This is a genomic window from Bacillus sp. USDA818B3_A (genome assembly GCF_009928415.1).
In the GTDB taxonomy this organism is placed as follows: domain Bacteria; phylum Bacillota; class Bacilli; order Bacillales; family Cytobacillaceae; genus Neobacillus.
Genome location: NZ_JAABNN010000003.1, coordinates 662269 through 681114, shown reverse-complemented (window position 1 = coordinate 681114; position 18846 = coordinate 662269). Strand labels below are relative to the sequence as shown.

19 protein-coding genes and 2 other annotated features are annotated in these 18846 nt (G+C 40.6%); of the genes, 16 read left to right on the top strand and 3 right to left on the bottom strand.

The genetic code is table 11. The features are described 5' to 3' along the window. Positions 1 to 203: 203 nt before the first annotated feature. Positions 204 to 336 (top strand) — a sequence feature (ribosomal protein L20 leader region). 125 nt (positions 337 to 461) lie between these two features. The 6 genes from infC to GXK58_RS09710 all read left to right on the top strand — a co-directional run bounded on the left by infC (position 462) and on the right by GXK58_RS09710 (position 3579). Continuing rightward, positions 462 to 980: a translation initiation factor IF-3 gene (gene infC / locus GXK58_RS09735; RefSeq protein ID WP_176541431.1), complete on the top strand. Its 519-nt coding sequence runs from the start codon at positions 462 to 464 to the stop codon at positions 978 to 980. A 19-nt stretch (positions 981 to 999) separates the two neighbouring features. Continuing rightward, the gene (rpmI, locus tag GXK58_RS09730; protein WP_160722117.1) at positions 1000 to 1200 is read left to right on the top strand and encodes a 50S ribosomal protein L35; all 201 of its coding nucleotides are present in this window, start codon (positions 1000 to 1002) and stop codon (positions 1198 to 1200) included. 35 nt (positions 1201 to 1235) lie between these two features. Further along, complete coding sequence (rplT, locus tag GXK58_RS09725; protein ID WP_160722116.1) at positions 1236 to 1595, top strand: 50S ribosomal protein L20; 360 nt, start codon at positions 1236 to 1238, stop codon at positions 1593 to 1595. Between the two features lie 62 nt (positions 1596 to 1657). Continuing rightward, positions 1658 to 1918: a DUF1294 domain-containing protein gene (locus GXK58_RS09720; protein WP_160722114.1), complete on the top strand. Its 261-nt coding sequence runs from the start codon at positions 1658 to 1660 to the stop codon at positions 1916 to 1918. 12 nt (positions 1919 to 1930) lie between these two features. Further along, positions 1931 to 2422 (top strand): dUTP diphosphatase, encoded by a 492-nt coding sequence (locus GXK58_RS09715; protein ID WP_160722113.1) that lies wholly within the window; start codon positions 1931 to 1933, stop codon positions 2420 to 2422. Positions 2423 to 2493: 71 nt separating this feature from the next. Beyond that, positions 2494 to 3579, top strand: a complete 1086-nt coding sequence (locus tag GXK58_RS09710; RefSeq protein WP_160722112.1) for a M42 family metallopeptidase — start codon at positions 2494 to 2496, stop codon at positions 3577 to 3579. A 79-nt stretch (positions 3580 to 3658) separates the two neighbouring features. On the opposite strand, the gene sspI is transcribed toward GXK58_RS09710, so the two are convergent. Then, a complete protein-coding gene (gene sspI / locus GXK58_RS09705; protein WP_160722110.1) occupies positions 3659 to 3865 on the bottom strand; it encodes a small acid-soluble spore protein SspI in 207 nt (68 codons plus the stop codon). An 84-nt stretch (positions 3866 to 3949) separates the two neighbouring features. On the opposite strand from sspI, the gene GXK58_RS09700 reads away from it, so the two are divergent. The 4 genes from GXK58_RS09700 to GXK58_RS09685 all read left to right on the top strand — a co-directional run bounded on the left by GXK58_RS09700 (position 3950) and on the right by GXK58_RS09685 (position 9804). Then, positions 3950 to 4753, top strand: coding sequence for a TrmH family RNA methyltransferase (locus GXK58_RS09700; RefSeq protein WP_160722109.1), 804 nt, complete (start codon positions 3950 to 3952; stop codon positions 4751 to 4753). A 60-nt stretch (positions 4754 to 4813) separates the two neighbouring features. Continuing rightward, positions 4814 to 5055 (top strand) — a binding site (T-box leader). Between the two features lie 73 nt (positions 5056 to 5128). Beyond that, on the top strand, positions 5129 to 6166 hold the full coding sequence (gene pheS, locus GXK58_RS09695) for a phenylalanine--tRNA ligase subunit alpha (RefSeq protein ID WP_160722107.1): 1038 nt from the start codon (positions 5129 to 5131) through the stop codon (positions 6164 to 6166). A gap of 15 nt (positions 6167 to 6181) precedes the next feature. Beyond that, on the top strand, positions 6182 to 8596 hold the full coding sequence (gene pheT, locus GXK58_RS09690) for a phenylalanine--tRNA ligase subunit beta (RefSeq protein WP_160722106.1): 2415 nt from the start codon (positions 6182 to 6184) through the stop codon (positions 8594 to 8596). Between the two features lie 233 nt (positions 8597 to 8829). Further along, complete coding sequence (locus GXK58_RS09685) at positions 8830 to 9804, top strand: nuclease-related domain-containing protein (protein WP_160722104.1); 975 nt, start codon at positions 8830 to 8832, stop codon at positions 9802 to 9804. Positions 9805 to 9978: 174 nt separating this feature from the next. On the opposite strand, the gene GXK58_RS09680 is transcribed toward GXK58_RS09685, so the two are convergent. Beyond that, a complete protein-coding gene (locus GXK58_RS09680) occupies positions 9979 to 10269 on the bottom strand; it encodes a 4a-hydroxytetrahydrobiopterin dehydratase (protein ID WP_160722103.1) in 291 nt (96 codons plus the stop codon). A 56-nt stretch (positions 10270 to 10325) separates the two neighbouring features. Further along, complete coding sequence (gene rnhC / locus GXK58_RS09675; RefSeq protein WP_160722102.1) at positions 10326 to 11282, bottom strand: ribonuclease HIII; 957 nt, start codon at positions 11280 to 11282, stop codon at positions 10326 to 10328. A 133-nt stretch (positions 11283 to 11415) separates the two neighbouring features. On the opposite strand from rnhC, the gene zapA reads away from it, so the two are divergent. The 6 genes from zapA to GXK58_RS09645 all read left to right on the top strand — a co-directional run bounded on the left by zapA (position 11416) and on the right by GXK58_RS09645 (position 18776). Continuing rightward, positions 11416 to 11676 (top strand): cell division protein ZapA, encoded by a 261-nt coding sequence (gene zapA, locus GXK58_RS09670; protein WP_160722101.1) that lies wholly within the window; start codon positions 11416 to 11418, stop codon positions 11674 to 11676. A gap of 5 nt (positions 11677 to 11681) precedes the next feature. Further along, complete coding sequence (locus GXK58_RS09665; protein WP_160722099.1) at positions 11682 to 12224, top strand: CvpA family protein; 543 nt, start codon at positions 11682 to 11684, stop codon at positions 12222 to 12224. 85 nt (positions 12225 to 12309) lie between these two features. Beyond that, positions 12310 to 14025 carry a DNA polymerase/3'-5' exonuclease PolX gene (gene polX / locus GXK58_RS09660; RefSeq protein WP_160722097.1) on the top strand — a complete coding sequence of 572 codons (1716 nt, stop codon included), beginning with the start codon at positions 12310 to 12312 and terminating at the stop codon, positions 14023 to 14025. Between the two features lie 15 nt (positions 14026 to 14040). Continuing rightward, positions 14041 to 16398 carry an endonuclease MutS2 gene (locus tag GXK58_RS09655; RefSeq protein WP_160722095.1) on the top strand — a complete coding sequence of 786 codons (2358 nt, stop codon included), beginning with the start codon at positions 14041 to 14043 and terminating at the stop codon, positions 16396 to 16398. Positions 16399 to 16415: 17 nt separating this feature from the next. Continuing rightward, positions 16416 to 16823 carry a DUF350 domain-containing protein gene (locus tag GXK58_RS09650; protein WP_160722093.1) on the top strand — a complete coding sequence of 136 codons (408 nt, stop codon included), beginning with the start codon at positions 16416 to 16418 and terminating at the stop codon, positions 16821 to 16823. 246 nt (positions 16824 to 17069) lie between these two features. After that, positions 17070 to 18776 (top strand): AMP-binding protein, encoded by a 1707-nt coding sequence (locus GXK58_RS09645; RefSeq protein WP_160722220.1) that lies wholly within the window; start codon positions 17070 to 17072, stop codon positions 18774 to 18776. The last annotated feature ends 70 nt before the right edge of the window (positions 18777 to 18846 follow it).

Genomic DNA, 18846 nt, shown 5'->3' with positions numbered 1-18846 from the left:
GGGCACGTACGGTTTGATAAGGGGGAAGCCTTGAAAAAGGTTTCCCTACTTTATTTTTTGCAAATTCATGGTTCTTAAAAAAAAATGTTGAATAATTTTTGGTTTCTTGCTACAATAAATTTCGTTGTCAAAGAAAAATAGTTCGTTTGACAAGTAATCCTAGCTATGATATAGTTACTAAGGTAAAATTGAATACTTATTTTTGGGAAAAGAAGAAGCACCCGCTTCTCACCTGATTGACGCTAGTTAAGCAGTTGGCAGGTTTTACGTGAACTTTTTGTTTATTACTTATGTTCTGTAAAGTGTGGGTGTATTCATCCGCACTTTTTTGTTTGTTTACTTAAGAAATAGCACTTTTAAAAGTAATTCATGCCTGTCAATCAATTAGGGTGTCAAACAATAAGGTGATCTTATTCTTGTACCCAGACGTTGTATTCTTGATAAAACCTTGGAGGTGGCTAATTATTAGCAAAGATATGTTGTTAAATGAGGGCATCCGTGCACGTGAAGTTCGTTTAATTGACCAGAATGGCGAACAATTAGGGATTAAAACCAAATTCGAAGCATTGGAGATTGCCGGAAGAGTAAATCTTGATTTGGTACTTGTTGCACCAAATGCAAAGCCTCCGGTAGCCCGGATTATGGACTATGGCAAATTCAAATTCGAGAATCAAAAGAAAGAAAAAGAAGCTCGTAAGAATCAAAAGATTATTACTACTAAAGAAGTTCGTCTAAGCCCAACGATTGATGAACATGACTTTAATACAAAGCTTCGTAATGCCATTAAGTTTTTGGAAAAAGGCGACAAGGTAAAAGCGTCAATCCGATTTAAGGGCCGGGCGATTACCCATAAAGAAATCGGTCAACGAGTATTAGACCGTTTTTCAGAAGCGTGCAAGGAAGTTGCGACGATCGAATCACATCCTAAAATGGATGGACGAAGCATGTTCCTAGTGTTAGCACCTAAAAACGATAAGTAATATAGGGAGGACTATTACAATGCCAAAAATGAAAACTCACCGCGGCGCTGCAAAGCGTTTCAAGAAAACTGGTTCTGGTCAACTTAAGCGTGACCATGCTTATACAAGCCACTTATTCGCTAACAAATCAACAAAAGCTAAGCGTAAGCTTCGCAAATCAGGTCTTGTTTCAAAAGGCGATTTCAAACGCATCCGTCAATTATTAACTTACGTAAAATAATATAAGTGATCGATTTATTATAGGAGGGAAATTTCATGCCACGTGTAAAAGGCGGTACTGTTACCCGCAAACGTCGTAAAAGAGTTCTTAAATTAGCTAAAGGTTATTACGGTTCAAAACATACATTATATAAAGTTGCTAACCAACAGGTTATGAAATCATTACAATATGCTTTCCGTGACCGTCGTCAGGTTAAGCGTGATTTCCGCAAACTTTGGATTACTCGTATCAACGCAGCAGCTCGTATGAACGGTCTTTCTTACAGCCGTTTAATGCACGGACTAAAGCTTGCTGGTATCGAAGTAAACCGCAAGATGCTTGCTGAATTAGCTATTAGCGATGCAGCTGCATTCACTCAATTAGCAGACGCTGCTAAAGCACAAATGAATAAGTAATAAATGATAAATGCCATTCTCTTTTAGGAGGATGGCTTTTTCTATAAAGGGGATATGGAGGAATGAAAATATTCTTGATTGCGGTTATTGTAATGAATATTGTAGGTCTTTTTATCATGGGGGAGGATAAAAAGCGGGCCAAAAAACATGAATATAGAATAAGTGAGAGAACCCTTTGGCTTGTGGCCATCTTTGGCGGAGCGATTGGAACAACCGCAGGCATGCAAGCTTTCCGTCATAAGACGAAGCATACATCCTTTAAGCTGGGCTTTCCTATTCTTGCAGTCATCGAGTTAATTATCTTTTTAAAATTTTTTATTTGAGGAGCGCTGGAAATGGAAATTAAAAAACTTTTTCAAATGCAACAAGCATTGGATGCACATATCGAACAAAAACACGGACTGCATGATGCGGACTTATTTGACAAAAAGGTTCTTGCGCTGTTGGTGGAAATTGGTGAATTAGCAAATGAAACCCGCTGTTTTAAATTTTGGAGCGTGAAGCCTTCTTCTTCTAAGCAAGTGGTATTGGAAGAGTTTGTCGATGGAGTTCACTTTATCTTATCCCTTGGAATAGCGTGTGGTTTTAATGAAAACACATTTGAAATCGAACCGGCAGAACCAGAACGAAGCGCCACCGAACAGTTTCTTCATGTCTATGAATTGATCGGCATCTTTCAAAAAAGCAGGGCATTTACAGATTATAAAAAGTTATTTGAAGCATATCTGACGCTGTCAACCGTATTAGGGTTCACAGGGGGAGAAATCGAACAGGCATATTTTGCAAAAAACGAAGTAAATTATCAAAGACAGCAAAATAACTATTAGCTCAAAAATTTGTAGCTTTGGAATGCAGTTTTGTATAATGAAGGTGTTAAATACCAATTAGGGGGTAAAACATGGCAAATTTAGACGAAACATTGACAATGCTAAAGGATTTGACAGATGCTAAAGGAATTCCTGGTAATGAGCGTGAAGTGCGCGAAGTAATGAAACAATACATAGCTCCATATGCCGATGAAATTACTACCGATGGTCTAGGTAGTTTAATTGCAAAAAAGGTAGGTAAAGAGGGTGGTCCGAAAATCATGGTAGCCGGCCACTTAGATGAAGTTGGTTTTATGATTACGGCAATCGATGACAAAGGGTTCCTCCGCTTTCAAACAGTAGGCGGCTGGTGGGGACAAGTAATGCTGGCCCAGCGCGTAACAATTGTGACGAGAAAAGGGGAAGTGACAGGGATCATCGGTTCTAAGCCGCCGCATGTTTTATCTGCTGAAGCACGTAAGAAGCCAGTTGAAATCAAAGACATGTTCATTGATATTGGTGCATCAAGCCGGGAAGAAGCTTCAGAGTGGGGCGTCCGGCCTGGAGATATGGTTGTTCCATATTTTGAATTTACTGTGATGAACAATGAAAAAATGCTGTTAGCGAAAGCCTGGGATAATCGGATCGGCTGTGCGATTGCAATTGATGTGCTAAGACAGTTAAAAGATGTTGATCATCCAAACGTTGTTTATGGTGTCGGGAATGTTCAAGAAGAGGTTGGCCTACGCGGGGCGAAGACAGCTACTTACAAAATTGAACCTGATATCGGTTTTGCAGTGGACGTTGGTATTGCCGGTGATACACCGGGGATTTCTGAAAAAGAAGCGATGAGCAAAATGGGAAAAGGCCCGCAAGTAGTTGTTTATGATGCTTCGATGGTTGCCCATAAAGGCCTACGTGATTTTGTAACAGATACAGCGGATGAATTGAATATCCCTTATCAATTCGAATCAATTCCTGGCGGCGGTACAGATGCCGGATCCATTCATTTAACACATAATGGTGTACCTGCACTCGCCATCACGATTGCGACTCGTTATATCCACTCACATGCAGCGATGCTCCACCGTGATGATTATGAAAACGCGGTTAAACTGATTGTAGAGGTTATTAAGCGTCTTGACCGTGAGACGGTTGATAAAATTACTTTTGAATAAAACTTTTGCAGTCCCTCGGTTAGCTAGTAACTGAGGGATTTTTTCAATAAAAAAAGCCGCCATGATGGCAGCCGGTGAATTACTTTACACCTTTTTCAAGGGTATCAAGCATTTCTTTCTTCTCATCTTCAGATGAATTTTTCCAAATCACTTCGAATAAGACACCAAGTCCTGGAAGCATCTTTTCCTCACCGCTTTGAATTGCATCAACGATGGTATCTTCTAATTGATCTTGTGAATTCCCAGAAACATTGTGAAGAATAGCATTTCTTAGGTTTAAGTTCATTTATAGCACCCTCCTTTTGTTAGCATGCATTCAATAATATGATTTCTAGTTTTTGGTTTTATTATGTAATAAATTTAGGATATAATGAGAAAATCATATGAGCTAATTAAAGGAGAACTGTTTAGTTTGAAATACATCGAATCTGTCAATAATCCTAAGGTAAAACAATGGAGAAAACTTTTAACCAAAAAAGAGCGGGATAAAACCGAGTCGTTTATCATAGAGGGGTTTCATTTAGTAGAAGAAGCATTGAAGCAAGGAGAGCAGATTTTAGAAATTATCGTTTCGGATCAGGTCGATCTGCCCCCGCGCTGGGATATAAGTTCTACACCAGTCACTCAAGTTACAGAGGAAATTTCTAAATTGTTAACTGAAACCGAAGCTCCGCAAGGAATTTATGCTGTTTGCCGTGTTCCAAGTAAAATGTCTGAAGCCTTGGCCGAAAAGGGAAAGACTTTCCTATTAATAGACGCTGTACAGGATCCGGGTAATCTTGGAACGATGATTCGTACTGCGGATGCAGCAGGAATTGACGCAGTCATCGCTGGACGTGGATGTGTTGATATTTATAACTCCAAGGTGCTGCGGGCGGCACAGGGAAGTCACTTTCACCTGCCAATCCTTAGGGATGACCTTCATGAATGGATAGATAAACTTCAAGACAACAATATACCGGTTTATGGAACGGCGCTTGAAGAAGCGGCTGCCTACACGGAGGTTTCCAGTCAAGACTCGTTTGCCCTGATTGTCGGCAATGAAGGCAATGGTGTTGCGAAAGACCTCCTTACAAGTACAAACACCAATTTGTACATTCCGATCTTCGGAAAAAGTGAGTCGTTAAATGTAGCGGTCGCCACTGGAATCCTGCTCTATTATTTGAAAAAATAAGCGGAATAGGTTTGACCTTTTGCTGAAAAACGTTATATAATAATGAACAATTGAAAAAAGTTAAAAACGATGACGGAGAAAAGTACCTAGTTATCGACCATTTAGGGAGAAAGTGCCGTGACTGCAAGCACTTTTATGGTTCTAGATTAGGGAAGTTCACCTCCTGAGTTGGCACCAGGACCACTTTTTAAGTGTAAAGGTGTACCGGCATAAGCCGTTATTAGAATCAAGCGAACACAATGTTTTTTTTACATAACGTGTTTACAAGGGTGGTACCGCGAATAACAAACCTCGTCCCTTTCCAGGGATGGGGTTTTTTTGTTTTTCAATTACCATTCTAATGTGGCCAATTACCATTAAGGAGGAATAGATGATATGCAAGAACGTTTAAAAGAATTGCAGCAAGAGGCTATTGAAAAAGTTGAACAGTCTTCCAGCTTAAAAGAATTAAATGACGTCCGCGTTGCTTACCTGGGGAAAAAGGGACCTATTACGGAAGTGCTGCGCGGAATGGGGAAGCTTTCAGCTGAAGAACGTCCAGTAATGGGGGCGCTTGTCAATGAAGTGCGTGAAACCATTGCTGCTAAAATTGAAGTGAAACAAAAAGGATTAGAAGAAGCTGCAGTGTTAGAAAGATTAGCATCTGAAAGCATCGATGTCACCCTGCCAGGCAGCCCAATCAAGGTTGGAAACCATCATCCACTGACAAGAATCATTGAAGAAATTGAAGACCTATTTATCGGCATGGGCTATCAAGTTGCTGAAGGTCCTGAGGTAGAGCAGGACTATTATAATTTCGAGGCGCTTAATTTACCAAAAGGCCACCCAGCCCGCGATATGCAGGACTCCTTCTATATTACGGAAGAAATCCTTCTTCGCACCCATACCTCACCAGTCCAAGCACGGACAATGGAAAAGCATGAAGGTAAAGGGCCGATTAAAATTATCTGCCCAGGTAAAGTTTACCGCCGCGATAATGATGATGCGACACACTCCCATCAATTCATGCAAATTGAAGGGTTAGTTGTTGGTGAAAACATCCGTATGAGTGACTTAAAAGGGACATTAGAAGTTTTTGCGAAAAAGATGTTTGGTGAAGATCGTGAAATTCGTCTTCGTCCAAGTTTCTTCCCATTCACAGAACCATCTGTTGAAATGGATATCTCTTGTAAAATTTGCGGCGGGCATGGCTGTAATGTATGTAAAAAAACCGGCTGGATTGAGATTTTAGGTGCAGGGATGGTTCATCCAAACGTGCTTGAAATGGCCGGTTATGATTCTAAAAAATACACAGGATTTGCATTTGGAATGGGACCTGAGCGGATTGCGATGTTGAAATACGGTGTCGATGATATCCGTCATTTCTATACAAACGATGTACGATTTTTAAAACAATTTTCTAAGCATGAGTAAGGAGGAGACGGAGACATGTTCGTATCATATAAATGGCTGCAGGATTATGTTGATTTAACAGGTGTAACCTCAGCTGAATTAGCAGAAAAAATCACGAAAAGCGGTATTGAAGTTGAAGGAGTAGAGGTCCTTAACGAAGGAATTAAAGGTGTCGTTGTTGGTCATGTCCTTGAACGTGAACAGCATCCAAATGCCGATAAATTAAGCAAATGTCTGGTTGATATCGGTGCAGAACAGCCAGTTCAAATTATATGCGGTGCCCCAAACGTAGCACAAGGCCAAAAGGTTGCCGTTGCTACAGTGGGTGCGGTACTTCCTGGTAATTTTAAAATCAAAAAAGCAAAGCTTCGCGGTGAAGAGTCAAATGGAATGATTTGTTCTCTACAAGAGCTTGGTATGGAAGGGAAAATTGTTGCGAAAGAATATTCCGAGGGAATCTTTGTTTTTCCAGCAGAGACGGAAGTTGGCGTTGACGCGTTAGCGCAGCTTAATCGTGATGATGAAGTGTTAGAGCTAAGCTTAACACCTAACCGCTCTGATTGCTTAAGTATGCTCGGAGTTGCCTATGAGGTGGCGGCCATTCTAGGAAGAGACGTTAAGTTTCCAGAAACTGAGCTTGAACCGATTAGTGAAAAGGCATCAGATTTTGTGGAAATTAATGTTGAAGCAAAAGAAGATAATCCACTTTACGCTGCTAAGGTCATTAAAAACGTTAAAATTGGTCCTTCCCCATTATGGATGCAAACTCGTTTGATGAATGCTGGAATCCGTCCACACAATAACGTGGTCGATATTACTAACTATATTCTTTTAGAGTACGGACAGCCGCTTCATGCATTTGATTATGATCGTTTAGGTTCAAAGGAAATCCTTGTCCGCCGTGCGACAGATGGCGAGAAGTTCGTAACCCTTGATGATGTGGAACGCACATTGTCATCTGACCATCTTGTCATCACGAATGGAAATGAGCCAGTTGCACTTGCTGGAGTAATGGGCGGTGCAAATTCAGAGGTTACTGCAGATACAACCACTGTGTTATTGGAAGCAGCTTATTTCAACGGTCAGACCGTCCGTAAAGCTTCTAAGGACCACGGCTTAAGAAGCGAAGCGAGCGCTCGTTTCGAAAAAGGTGTGGATCCAAACCGTGTCCGTGCAGCCGGTGAACGTGCGGCTTACTTAATGGCGAAATATGCTGGCGGTGAAGTGCTTGAAGGTACTTCAGAGGTCGACACATTAACGGTAGAACCTGCAGTCGTTTCTATCACATTAGAGAAAATTAACCGTGTGCTTGGCACAGATATTCAAATGAACGATGTCAAAGCTATTTTTGACCGTTTGCAATTCCCGGTAACGATCGAACAAGATACGATTACAGTTACGGCACCAACGCGCCGCGGAGATATTAGAATTGAAGAGGACTTAGTGGAAGAAGTAGCCCGTCTATACGGTTATGATGACATTCCAAAAACATTGCCAGTTGGATCATCCACACCTGGTAAATTGTCTGCTTATCAAAAGAAACGCCGTGTGGTCCGTCAGTATCTTGAAGGAGCAGGATTGTTTCAGGCGGTAACCTATTCATTGACCAGCGTGGAAAAAGCTTCACAATACGCCCTTGAAAAGCGGGAACCAATCCGTTTAGCCATGCCAATGAGTGAAGAGAGAAGTGTGCTTCGTTTAAGTATCATGCCTCAATTATTAGAAGTACTAAAATATAATAGTGCTCGACAAAACGACAGCTTAGCGGTTTATGAAACTGGCGGTGTATTCTTATCAAATGGTGAAGAAACGTTGCCGGTTGAAAACGAGCATTTAGCAGGGGCTGTCACAGGATTATGGCACAGCCAAGCATGGCAAGGTGAAAAGAAGGCAGTTGACTTCTTTGTAGTGAAAGGTATTTTAGAAGGTATGTTTGCAATGCTTGGTCTCGAAGACCGTATTGAATATGCTGCTGCGCAAGTAGAAGGCATGCACCCTGGCCGTACCGCTGAAGTACGCTTGGATGGTGAGAAGATTGGCTTTGTTGGCCAAGTACACCCAACCGTCCAGAAAGAACTAGACCTAAAAGATACCTATGTATTTGAGTTATCCTTACAGGCTGTTCTTCAAGAAGAAACTGTACCACTGCAATACGACGCCATCCCACGCTTCCCAACGATCACAAGAGACATTGCCCTTGTGGTAAACAGAGAAACGGTGTCAGGCACCTTGAAAGAAATCATTCTAACAACTGGTGCACCGCTTCTAAAAGAGGCTGAGGTATTCGATTTGTATGAGGGTGAAAGAATGGAAGAAGGCAAGAAGTCGATTGCGTTCTCGTTGAAATATTTAGATCCTGAACGTACGTTGACGGATGAAGAGGTAACGAAGGTTCATGAGCGTGTGCTTGAGGCTTTGAAAGAGAAGGCTGGAGCTGTTCTTAGAGGGTAAGACATTGAAAAAGCTGGTTCGATTGTATTCGAACCGGCTTTTTTTCTGTTTCGCTGATAAAATTTAATTTTCGCTGATAAACGGTTGGAATCGCTGATATATTCAAAAAATCGCTGATAAGTATATATGAATCGCTGATATTAAAAAATTCTTACAAATTTCGATAAAATTCTGCAGGAGTTTTAGCCTTCTAATTAGAAAGGTATCTCATAAAACGAAAGGAGTGAAAAATAGTGCTAATAAAAGAGAGGGAAATCCCGCTAACTATACATATATTGGAGGCCTTATGCCGGCGTCTTCCTCCTGCTCATCCCAAATATAAAGAGATTCAAGATGAGCTGGGAAGGAGGCGAGTTGGTTACCAAGGTGAAGTTGCATTTGACTACTATCTTAGATATCTCCCCAAGGATAAATACATGATACTCCATGATTTAAACCTTCCGGATGGCGATTACAACTGCCAAAACGACACCCTCCTCCTTACATCGGAATATGCCTTAATAATTGAAGTCAAAAATATGGCAGGTAAATTGATATTTGATACCGAAAATGAGCAATTTATCCAGATCCATAATGAAAAAGAAAAGGGTTACCCCTATCCAATTGCACAAGCAGAAAGACACCAAGATTACCTTGAAAAACTTCTAGCAGCACATAAATTTCCGGCTATTCCAATTGAATACCTAGTAGTAATCACTAATAATTTTGCGAACTATGTTGTTACTGGGAAAAATGCATATAAGGTAAAGCCGCGTGTTTGTAAGTCAGATGTGTTTCCAAATAAGATTCATTTCTTTGAAAATCAGTACAAGAAACCTCTCCTAGATGCCAAGGATCTTCGTAAACTATGCCGGCTGCTGGTAAAACTGAATACGATCCCCACAAATTATGTTCTGAGGAAATATGGTATTAATAAATCTGATTTATTAACGGCTGTCTTCTGTCCTCGCTGCAACAATTTCCCCCTTAGTCGAAAAAAATCAAAATGGTATTGTTCCGTTTGTGAGACTTATTCAAAAGATGCCCATATTCATGCTCTAATGGACTACTTTTTACTGATTGACTCAAAAATAACGAATCAACAGTTTCGTGATTATTGCCATTTAAGTTCATCCCATACGTCAAAAAGGTTATTACAATCGGCAAACCTTAGTTTTTCAGGAACAAAAAAGGGAAGGTTTTATTTTCCTAAGACCATCCCCTGGTAGAACAAGAATTCCGCTGATAAATTCGAAATTTCGCTGATATACCCATAAAAACGCCGATAAAAATAAAAAAACGATGATATGTTATCTCAAATCGCTGATAAAAGATTTAAACGCAGAAAAGTCCTAAGATTAGAGGCCGTTTCAACAACTAGTATGCATGAATAGCCTCATTGATTACATTTTTTGATAAATCTCATCATAAACCTTCGCCAAATCAACATCCAAGTCCGTCAATCCCCCGGCATTCCAAGAGGTAAGCCTCAAAGTCACTAACTTATAATCAATCGCAATAAACGGATGATGATTCTTCTCTTCCGAAAACTGGGCAATTTCATTTACAAACGCTATACCACTTAAAAACTCCCGGAAACGATACTTTTTTACAATAAACTTACCGTCTAATTTCCATCCGGATAGCCCGGCCAAAGCCTGATCAATCTCTGTCAAACCTAATCTCTTTACCACATACACCAACTCCCATCGCCATTTACTATCACTTTATTCAACGGCACCCACAAAAATTAGTTCCGTTTTTTATTTGCAATAGCCATCGCCTTATCGGTATTCGCAAAATGAAGTTTTACAAACGAAGGCAGACTTTCCCGGCCTTTACTCAAAATTAGCTTAGCCGCAGCCACATCCACCTGTGCCCCGGCTCCTTTAGGAATCTTAAATCCTGCCGTCTCACTAAGCTTATCAATATATTGAATAAACGCATACCTTGCTATAATACTTGCTGCCGCCACAGCAAGATGAATACCTTCCGCCTTCGTACTAAAATAAACATCCTTAGTGGCTATCGCCTTTTGCCCTTTTAAATGCTGAAAATAAGTACTCGGCTGAACAAATTGGTCGATTAGAATCGCCTCCGGTTTTGCAGGAGAAATCTTCTCTAACACTTTTAAAATCGCCTGATTATGAAGCAATGCCTTCATTTTTCCTTGAGACATTCCCGAACTTTGAACCTGATTATACTTATCATTCTTTAGTGTCATCAAGCTGAATGGTATGACATCTTTAATCACTTTAGCAATTTGAATAATCTTTTCATCATTTAAATCCTTAGAATCCCGTACACCTAACTCCTTTAATAGCGGAATATCTTCCTTTCTTACATAGGCAGCCACAACCGTAATCGGCCCAAAAAAGTCACCGGTCCCGACTTCATCAGAACCGATTGCCGACATCCCGCTTATACCCACAGGCAAGTCACCTTTTGGGACAACTTTATTTTTCCCAGAAGAAGGCTTAGTACTTGAAGCACCAGTACTTCCGGCACTGCCCCATTTCCCAGCTTCCTTTTCACAATCATTCCCTTGGAACAAGACCTTTCCAGATTTATAGGCTGTAATCATACAGGCTGGAGTCTTTGCTGCAAACACACCTCCAGGTATGTTTTTATCTAAAAGCTGTTTGGCATAATAGTTTTTCATTTCGTTAATCTTTGACATTTCTAAATTGAGAACCACATTTCCCACTAAAATACACCACATTTCTAAAAAATATCTTACTAAGAATCAAGTCTGTTTTTATTTTCAATTGGTTTGACTTTTCGACACATATACGTTCGTGTTATAGTATAGAGTAGGATTCTGGAATGGAGGCTTTACGTTGTCAAATACAGAAAAACACAGAACAACCGTTGATATTTACGGACAGCAATACGTCATATTGGGTACGGAGAATCCCAGTCATATCCGGCTTGTGGCATCCTTGGTTGACGACAAAATGCGCGAAATCGGTTTTAAGAATCCAACACTTGAAGTAAATAAACTAGCTGTTCTGACCGCTTTAAACGCAGTCAATGACTATATAAAAATCAAAGACCAGTTAGAAAAGCTGCAAGCAGAAATACAAAAAGAAAAGGACTAAAAATTATGTTAGGTTTAGCCATTATTATTTTTCTTATTATTGGATTCTTTGTTGGACTTAAAAGAGGGTTTATCCTCCAGCTTGTTCATATCATTGGCTTTATTATTGCATATGTTGCCGCCGCTTCCTACTACGAAGAACTTTCGACAAAACTCATTTTATGGATTCCCTATCCGAACTTCGGCGATTCTACAGCATTAAAAGTATTAACAGACTCAAGTGATATGGAAAGCGCATTCTACCGGGCTGTTGCCTTTGTCATTATCTTTTTTGCAGTAAAAGTACTGTTCCAAATTATAGGCTCCATGCTGGACTTTATTGCCCACTTACCGGTACTTAGACAGTTAAATGTATTAGCTGGCGGCCTGTTAGGTTTTTGCGAAGTCTATTTAATTATTTTTATTTTATTATATATTGCCGCCTTGATTCCAATCGGATTTATTCAGGATGCACTGGATCAATCTTCTCTGGCGAAATCGATTGTAAACCACACTCCTATCCTTTCGCAGCAGATCAAAAGCTTGTGGATTGAATATACAACTGCTTGAACTTCTCTTTAGCAGAGGAGTTTTTCTATTCATGCAAAAAATAGGATAAAATAAAAAAATGTTAACTTAGGCAGGTGATTATTTTATGGAAGTAAATAAAAAGGATTTAATACGGTTATTGGAAACCATCGCCATTTATATGGAATTAAAGGGTGAAAACCCATTTAAAGTCTCTGCCTTTCGCAAAGCAGCAAACGCACTTGAAACAGATGAGCGTGTTTTAGCAGAAATTGAGGACTTTACAAGTATATCCGGGATTGGTAAGGGTACGGCGGCCGTTATTGATGAGTATGTAAAAGAGGGCACATCGACTGTATTAACAGAGTTGAAAGAAGAAGTGCCGGCTGGATTAATTCCGTTATTGCAGATTCAAGGGCTTGGCGGGAAGAAAATCGCTAAGCTTTATAAAGAGCTTGGGATTATCGACGTTGATAGTTTAAAAGAAGCGTGCGAGGAGAACCGGGTACAAGCTCTTGCCGGATTTGGGAAAAAGACAGAAGAGAAAATCTTAAGTGCGATTGCCAATGTGGGAACAAGGCCGGAGCGGCTCCCATTGGCATATATGCTGCCAATTTCCGAACAAATTGAAGCTAACCTCGCTGAGATGCCTGACATCGTCCGTTTTTCCAAAGCGGGAAGCATCAGAAGAATGAGGGAAACGATAAAAGATCTTGATTTCATCATTGCAACTACTCAACCGGAAAAGGTACGAGAACATTTATTAAAAATACCGCGTATCAAGGAAGTTATTGGTGCCGGCGATACAAAGGTCTCGATTGTTTTAGACCTGGATTACGACGTTTCGGTTGACTTCCGACTTGTTAAACCTGAGGAATTTATTACAACTCTGCATCACTTCACAGGTTCTAAGGATCATAATGTCCGGATGCGTCAGTTGGCCAAAGAACGCGGGGAAAAGATCAGTGAATATGGAGTCGAAAATGTGGAAACAGGAGAAATCCTTACTTTTTCATCGGAAGAAGAATTTTTCAAACATTTTGATCTGCCATTTATCCCGCCGGAAATCAGGGAAGATGGAAGAGAAGTAGAGCAATTTTCGGAGTCTGAAGAATTAATTGAACTAGATGATATTAAAGGTGATCTGCATATGCATACCACCTGGAGTGACGGAGCCCACTCGATTGAGGAAATGGTCGAAGCCTGCCGGGCTAGGGGTTATCAATATTTGGCAATCACAGATCATTCGCAGTACCTTAAAGTAGCGAACGGGCTTACCCGAGAGCGCTTGTTAAGACAAAAAGAAGAAATTAAAAAGTTAAACGAAAAATACGATGATATCCTGATTCTTTCAGGGGTGGAAATGGATATTCTGCCTGATGGTACATTAGACTACGATGATGAACTGTTAGCTGAAATGGATTTTGTTATCGCCTCGATTCATTCGGCCTTTTCTCAGCCAAGGGATAAGATTATGGACCGTCTAAAGACCGCACTTGAAAATGCTCATGTCGATCTGATTGCCCATCCAACAGGGCGTAAAATTGGCCGCCGGGAGGGTTATGATGTCGATGTGGACTTATTAATCCAATTGGCAAAAGAGACGAATACAGCATTGGAATTAAATGCGAACCCGAACCGGCTTGATTTGGCAGCGGAATATTTACGAAAGGCCCAGGAGAATGGGGTTAAGATCCTTATTAATACCGATGCTCATCAATTGGATACATTAAAGCATATGAAAATTGGCGTATCCGCTGCGAAGAAGGGCTGGATTAAGAAATCTACAGTTATCAATGCTTTAGATAAGTATGAATTACTAGAATTTTTACATCAACGATAAAAGGGGGGAAACTCCATGCATGAAAGAGCTTTAAAGGTTTTAGAATTTACAAAAATAAAAGAACAGCTATTCGAACATGCCTCTTCCTCGCTTGGAAGAGATCAAATAAAGAATTTAATGCCTTCGATCAATTTTGAAGAGGTGGTCCGGCTTCAAGCAGAAACGGATGAAGCCACAACTGTTGTCCGGATAAAAGGAAATGTTCCCTTATCAGGTATTCACGATATCCGACCGCATATAAAACGTTCGGTAATTGGCGGCGTACTAAGCTCACATGAGTTGGTGCAAATTGCCAGCACCATTCATACCAGCCGCCAAATCAAACGATTTATTGAGGAGCTTGCTGAAGAAAGAACAGAACTTCCTATTTTAATTGAACAAGTTGCGCAGATCATTCCGCTTACGAATCTAGAACATGAAATTAAACATGCCATTGACGAGAGCGGCGAAGTGTTAGATAGTGCAAGTGACTTGCTGCGCTCACTAAGGCAACAGCTCAGGTCAAACGAGTCACGAATCCGTGAACGCTTAGAGAGTATGATCCGTTCATCCAACGCGGCAAAAATGTTGTCTGATGCGATTGTTACGATCCGGAATGACCGGTTTGTTATTCCGGTAAAGCAGGAGTATCGCGGCCATTATGGCGGAATTATTCATGACCAAAGTTCATCAGGCCAGACCCTATTTATTGAGCCGCAGGTCATTGTACAATTAAATAATCAGCTTCAAGATATCCGTGTGAAGGAGCAGCTGGAAATTGAACGAATCCTGACAGACTTATCTGCTAAAACCGCTGAATTTGAAAGTGAACTCAGGGTTATTGTCGGGATTTTAGCTAACCTGGACTTTATTTTTGCAAAAGCGAAATATGGCAGGAAAATAAAGGCATCGATGCCCGTCATGAATAATGAAGGCAGAATTGCTTTATTTAAGGCCCGTCATCCGCTCATTCCAATCGATGAAGTCGTTGCCAATGATATTATGCTTGGCAAGGACTACACAACGATTGTCATTACGGGTCCCAATACAGGCGGAAAAACAGTGACACTAAAAACACTTGGCCTTTGCTCAATAATGGCGCAGGCGGGTCTTCAGATACCAGCTCTGGATGGCTCAGAACTAGCTGTATTTGACGCGATTTATGCGGATATTGGTGATGAGCAGTCCATTGAACAAAGCCTTAGTACCTTTTCATCCCACATGGTGAATATTGTTGATATCTTAAATCGAGTCGATTTTAACAGCCTGGTTCTATTCGATGAACTGGGCGCAGGAACGGACCCGCAGGAAGGTGCTGCCCTGGCGATTTCGATTTTAGATGAAGTTCATAAGCGTGGGGCAAGGGTTATTGCTACTACCCACTATCCGGAATTAAAGGCTTATGGCTACAACCGTGAAGGAGTATTAAATGCGAGTGTAGAATTTGATGTAGAGACCTTGAGCCCTACTTATAAACTATTATTAGGAGTACCGGGCCGGAGTAATGCGTTTGAAATTTCAAAACGGCTTGGCTTAAACGAAAGGGTCATTGAAGCAGCCCGTTCTCATGTGAGTGAAGATACGAATCAGATTGATAAGATGATTGCTTCACTTGAGGAAAGCAAGCGCCAGGCGGAACGTGAACAACAAGAAGCACGCGATTTCTTAAAACAAGCGGAAAAACTTCATCAAGACCTGCAAAAGCAAATGATCGAGTATTATGATAAGAAAGATACAATGCTCGAAAAAGCGGCTGAAAAGGCTGCGGATATTGTGGATGAAGCCAAACAAGAGGCCGAAAAGGTCATTCGCGATTTACGAAAAATGAGGACAGAGAAACATGCAGAAATAAAAGAGCATGAGCTGATCGATGCCAAAAGACGGCTTGAACAGGCAGCACCGGAAATCAAGAAATCCGGGAAAATGTCAAATAAAAAAGATAAAAAGCATACCTTTACGCCTGGTGATGAAGTGAAGGTGTTAACCTTCGGTCAAAGAGGGACCTTAGTGGAACGTGTCTCGGACAATGAATGGCAGGTTCAAATCGGCATTTTGAAAATGAAGGTCAAAGAGAAGGACCTAGAGTACCTGAGTACACCTAAACAAGTGGAAACAAAGCCAATGGCCATTGTAAAAGGACGGGATACATTAGTAAAACTTGAATTGGATCTTCGCGGGGAAAGATATGAGGATGCACTGATGAAGGTAGAAAAATATATAGATGACGCTCTTCTTTCAAGTTATCCACGAGTTTCTATCATCCATGGAAAGGGTACAGGAGCATTAAGACAAGGTGTACAGGAATACTTAAAAAACCATCGTTCTGTTAAAAAAATCCGCTTTGGAGATGCCGGTGAAGGTGGTACAGGGGTAACCATCGTCGAATTTAAATAAAATCCTGGGAGAAACGTATGGATCAATTTTGGAATAATAAATACATTCAAATTGCTGCATATTACAGTGTTGTCATTTTATGCATGGTTGTTTTTTTAGCCATTTTTGAAGTGGTGACGAAATATAAAAATTGGGAAGAAATCAAGAAGGGAAACCTGGCTGTGGCGATGGCAACTGGTGGAAAAATATTGGGACTGGCCAATATTTTCCGTGCCTCAGTTAGGGAGAACAATTCCTTGCTGGAAATGATCGGCTGGGGTGTTTACGGGTTTGTCCTTCTTTTAGCTGGATACTTTATCTTCGAATTTTTAACACCCAAATTTAAGATTGATGAGGAAATCCAAAATGATAATCGGGCAGTCGGATTGATCTCACTGATTATCTCAATTGGATTGTCATTCGTAATTGGTGCAGGAATATCGTAAGGGGAGAAGAAGCGGTGGAGACATTAGCAAAAGTTCTGCTGGGATTGTGTGGTTTATTTTTAATTATTGGCGTTATTTATATGGTGTTTTTTGTTTAAAACAATCATCGCTGAAGTCATTCGGCGATGATTGTTTATTTTTAAACTAAAAATTGAATAAGCCCTCTAATTGAAAGTCTCATTGTCTATAACCAATCGCTGTAATATAATAGAAGGAGAGCCATTTTATAGATAAAGGGAGGTTGTAATTTTGGAGTCAAAACCATGGTTGGACCTTTATCCAAAGGAAATACCCGCCAAGCTTGACTACACCGAAGAACCGATACAAGAATATTTAGTCCATGCAGCCAATGAATTTCCAGAGAAAATAGCGATTCATTTTTTAGGTAAAGAAATAACGTATAAGCAGCTTTATGAAGAAGCTTTGAGCGTTGCCAGCTATCTGCAGCAATCCTTAAACATTCAAAAAGATGACCGGGTAGCGATCATGCTGCCAAATTCCCCACAAGCCGTAATCAGTTATTTTGGTATATTAATGGCTGGAGGAATCGTTGTTCAAACGAATCCTTTGTATACCGAACGAGAACTGGAGTATCAAATGAAAGACTCCGGTGCAAAAGCAATCATCACCCTAGATATTCTCTATCCGCGAGTCACCAAAGTCATGCCGCAAACGAATATACAACACATTATTGTAACCGCTATCAAAGACTATCTGCCATTTCCGAAAAATCTTGTTTATCCTTTCATCCAGAAAAAGCAATATGGAATTGTCGTCAAGGTCAAACATGAGGGGCACTCCCATTTATTAACTCAAATTCTAAAATCAAATCCGAAGGAGTTAACCCAGTACGATTTTAATGTTGAGGAAGATATCGCCTTATTACAATATACAGGCGGAACAACTGGATCTCCTAAGGGCGTGATGCTGACACATAAAAATTTAAGCGCCAATACTTGTATGAGTGAAGCCTGGTTATATAAGTGTAAACCAGGAGAGGAATCCATTTTGGGTATCTTGCCTTTCTTCCATGTCTATGGAATGACCACTGTCATGATTCTATCCATTAAAATGGCATGTAAAATGATTCTCCTCCCTAAATTTGATGCGTTAACGACGTTAAAAACAATACACAAACAGAGACCAACCCTTTTTCCGGGAGCTCCAACCATTTATATCGGCTTATTGAATCATCCGGACTTACAAAAATATGATCTGTCTAGCATTGATTCCTGTATCAGCGGGTCTGCACCGCTTCCGGTGGAAGTCCAGCAGAAGTTTGAAGAAATAACTGGCGGTAAACTGGTCGAAGGGTATGGTCTGTCTGAAGCATCTCCTGTCACACATTCCAATTTTTTATGGGATGTCCCCAGGGTGAAGGGCAGCATTGGGGTTCCTTATCCAGATACAGATGCAGCCGTTCTATCTGTTGAAACAGGCGAACCGGTACCGATTGGAGAAATTGGAGAAATCGTCATTAAGGGCCCGCAAATTATGAAGGGTTACTGGAACCGTCCAAAGGAAACGGATGAGGTACTAAAAGACGGCTGGCTTTATACCGGTGACCTGGGTTATATGGATAAAAAGGGTCATTTTTATATCGTTGATCGTAAAAAAGATATGATTATTGCAGGTGGATTTAATATCTATCCTAGAGAGATTGAAGAAGTGTTATATGAACATCCGGACGTAGTCGAAGCCGTTGCAGCAGGTATTCCTGATCCGTATCGCGGGGAAACCGTCAAGGCGTATATCGTCCTAAAGGAAGGTTCAAAGGTAACGGAAGAAGAAATGAATCAATTTGCCAGAAAGTTTTTGGCCGCCTATAAAGCACCTCGGCTTTTTGAATTTAGAAAGGAGCTGCCAAAAACAGCGATTGGAAAAATATTAAGAAGAACACTTGTTGAGGAAGAAAAATTAAAAATAGAGGAAGAAAGAAAAAAACAAGCCTAAGCAAATTTTTTTTTGAACAACAGGGCTTGTCTGTCAGACATTCCTCATTATATGATGAAATGGTTGATTT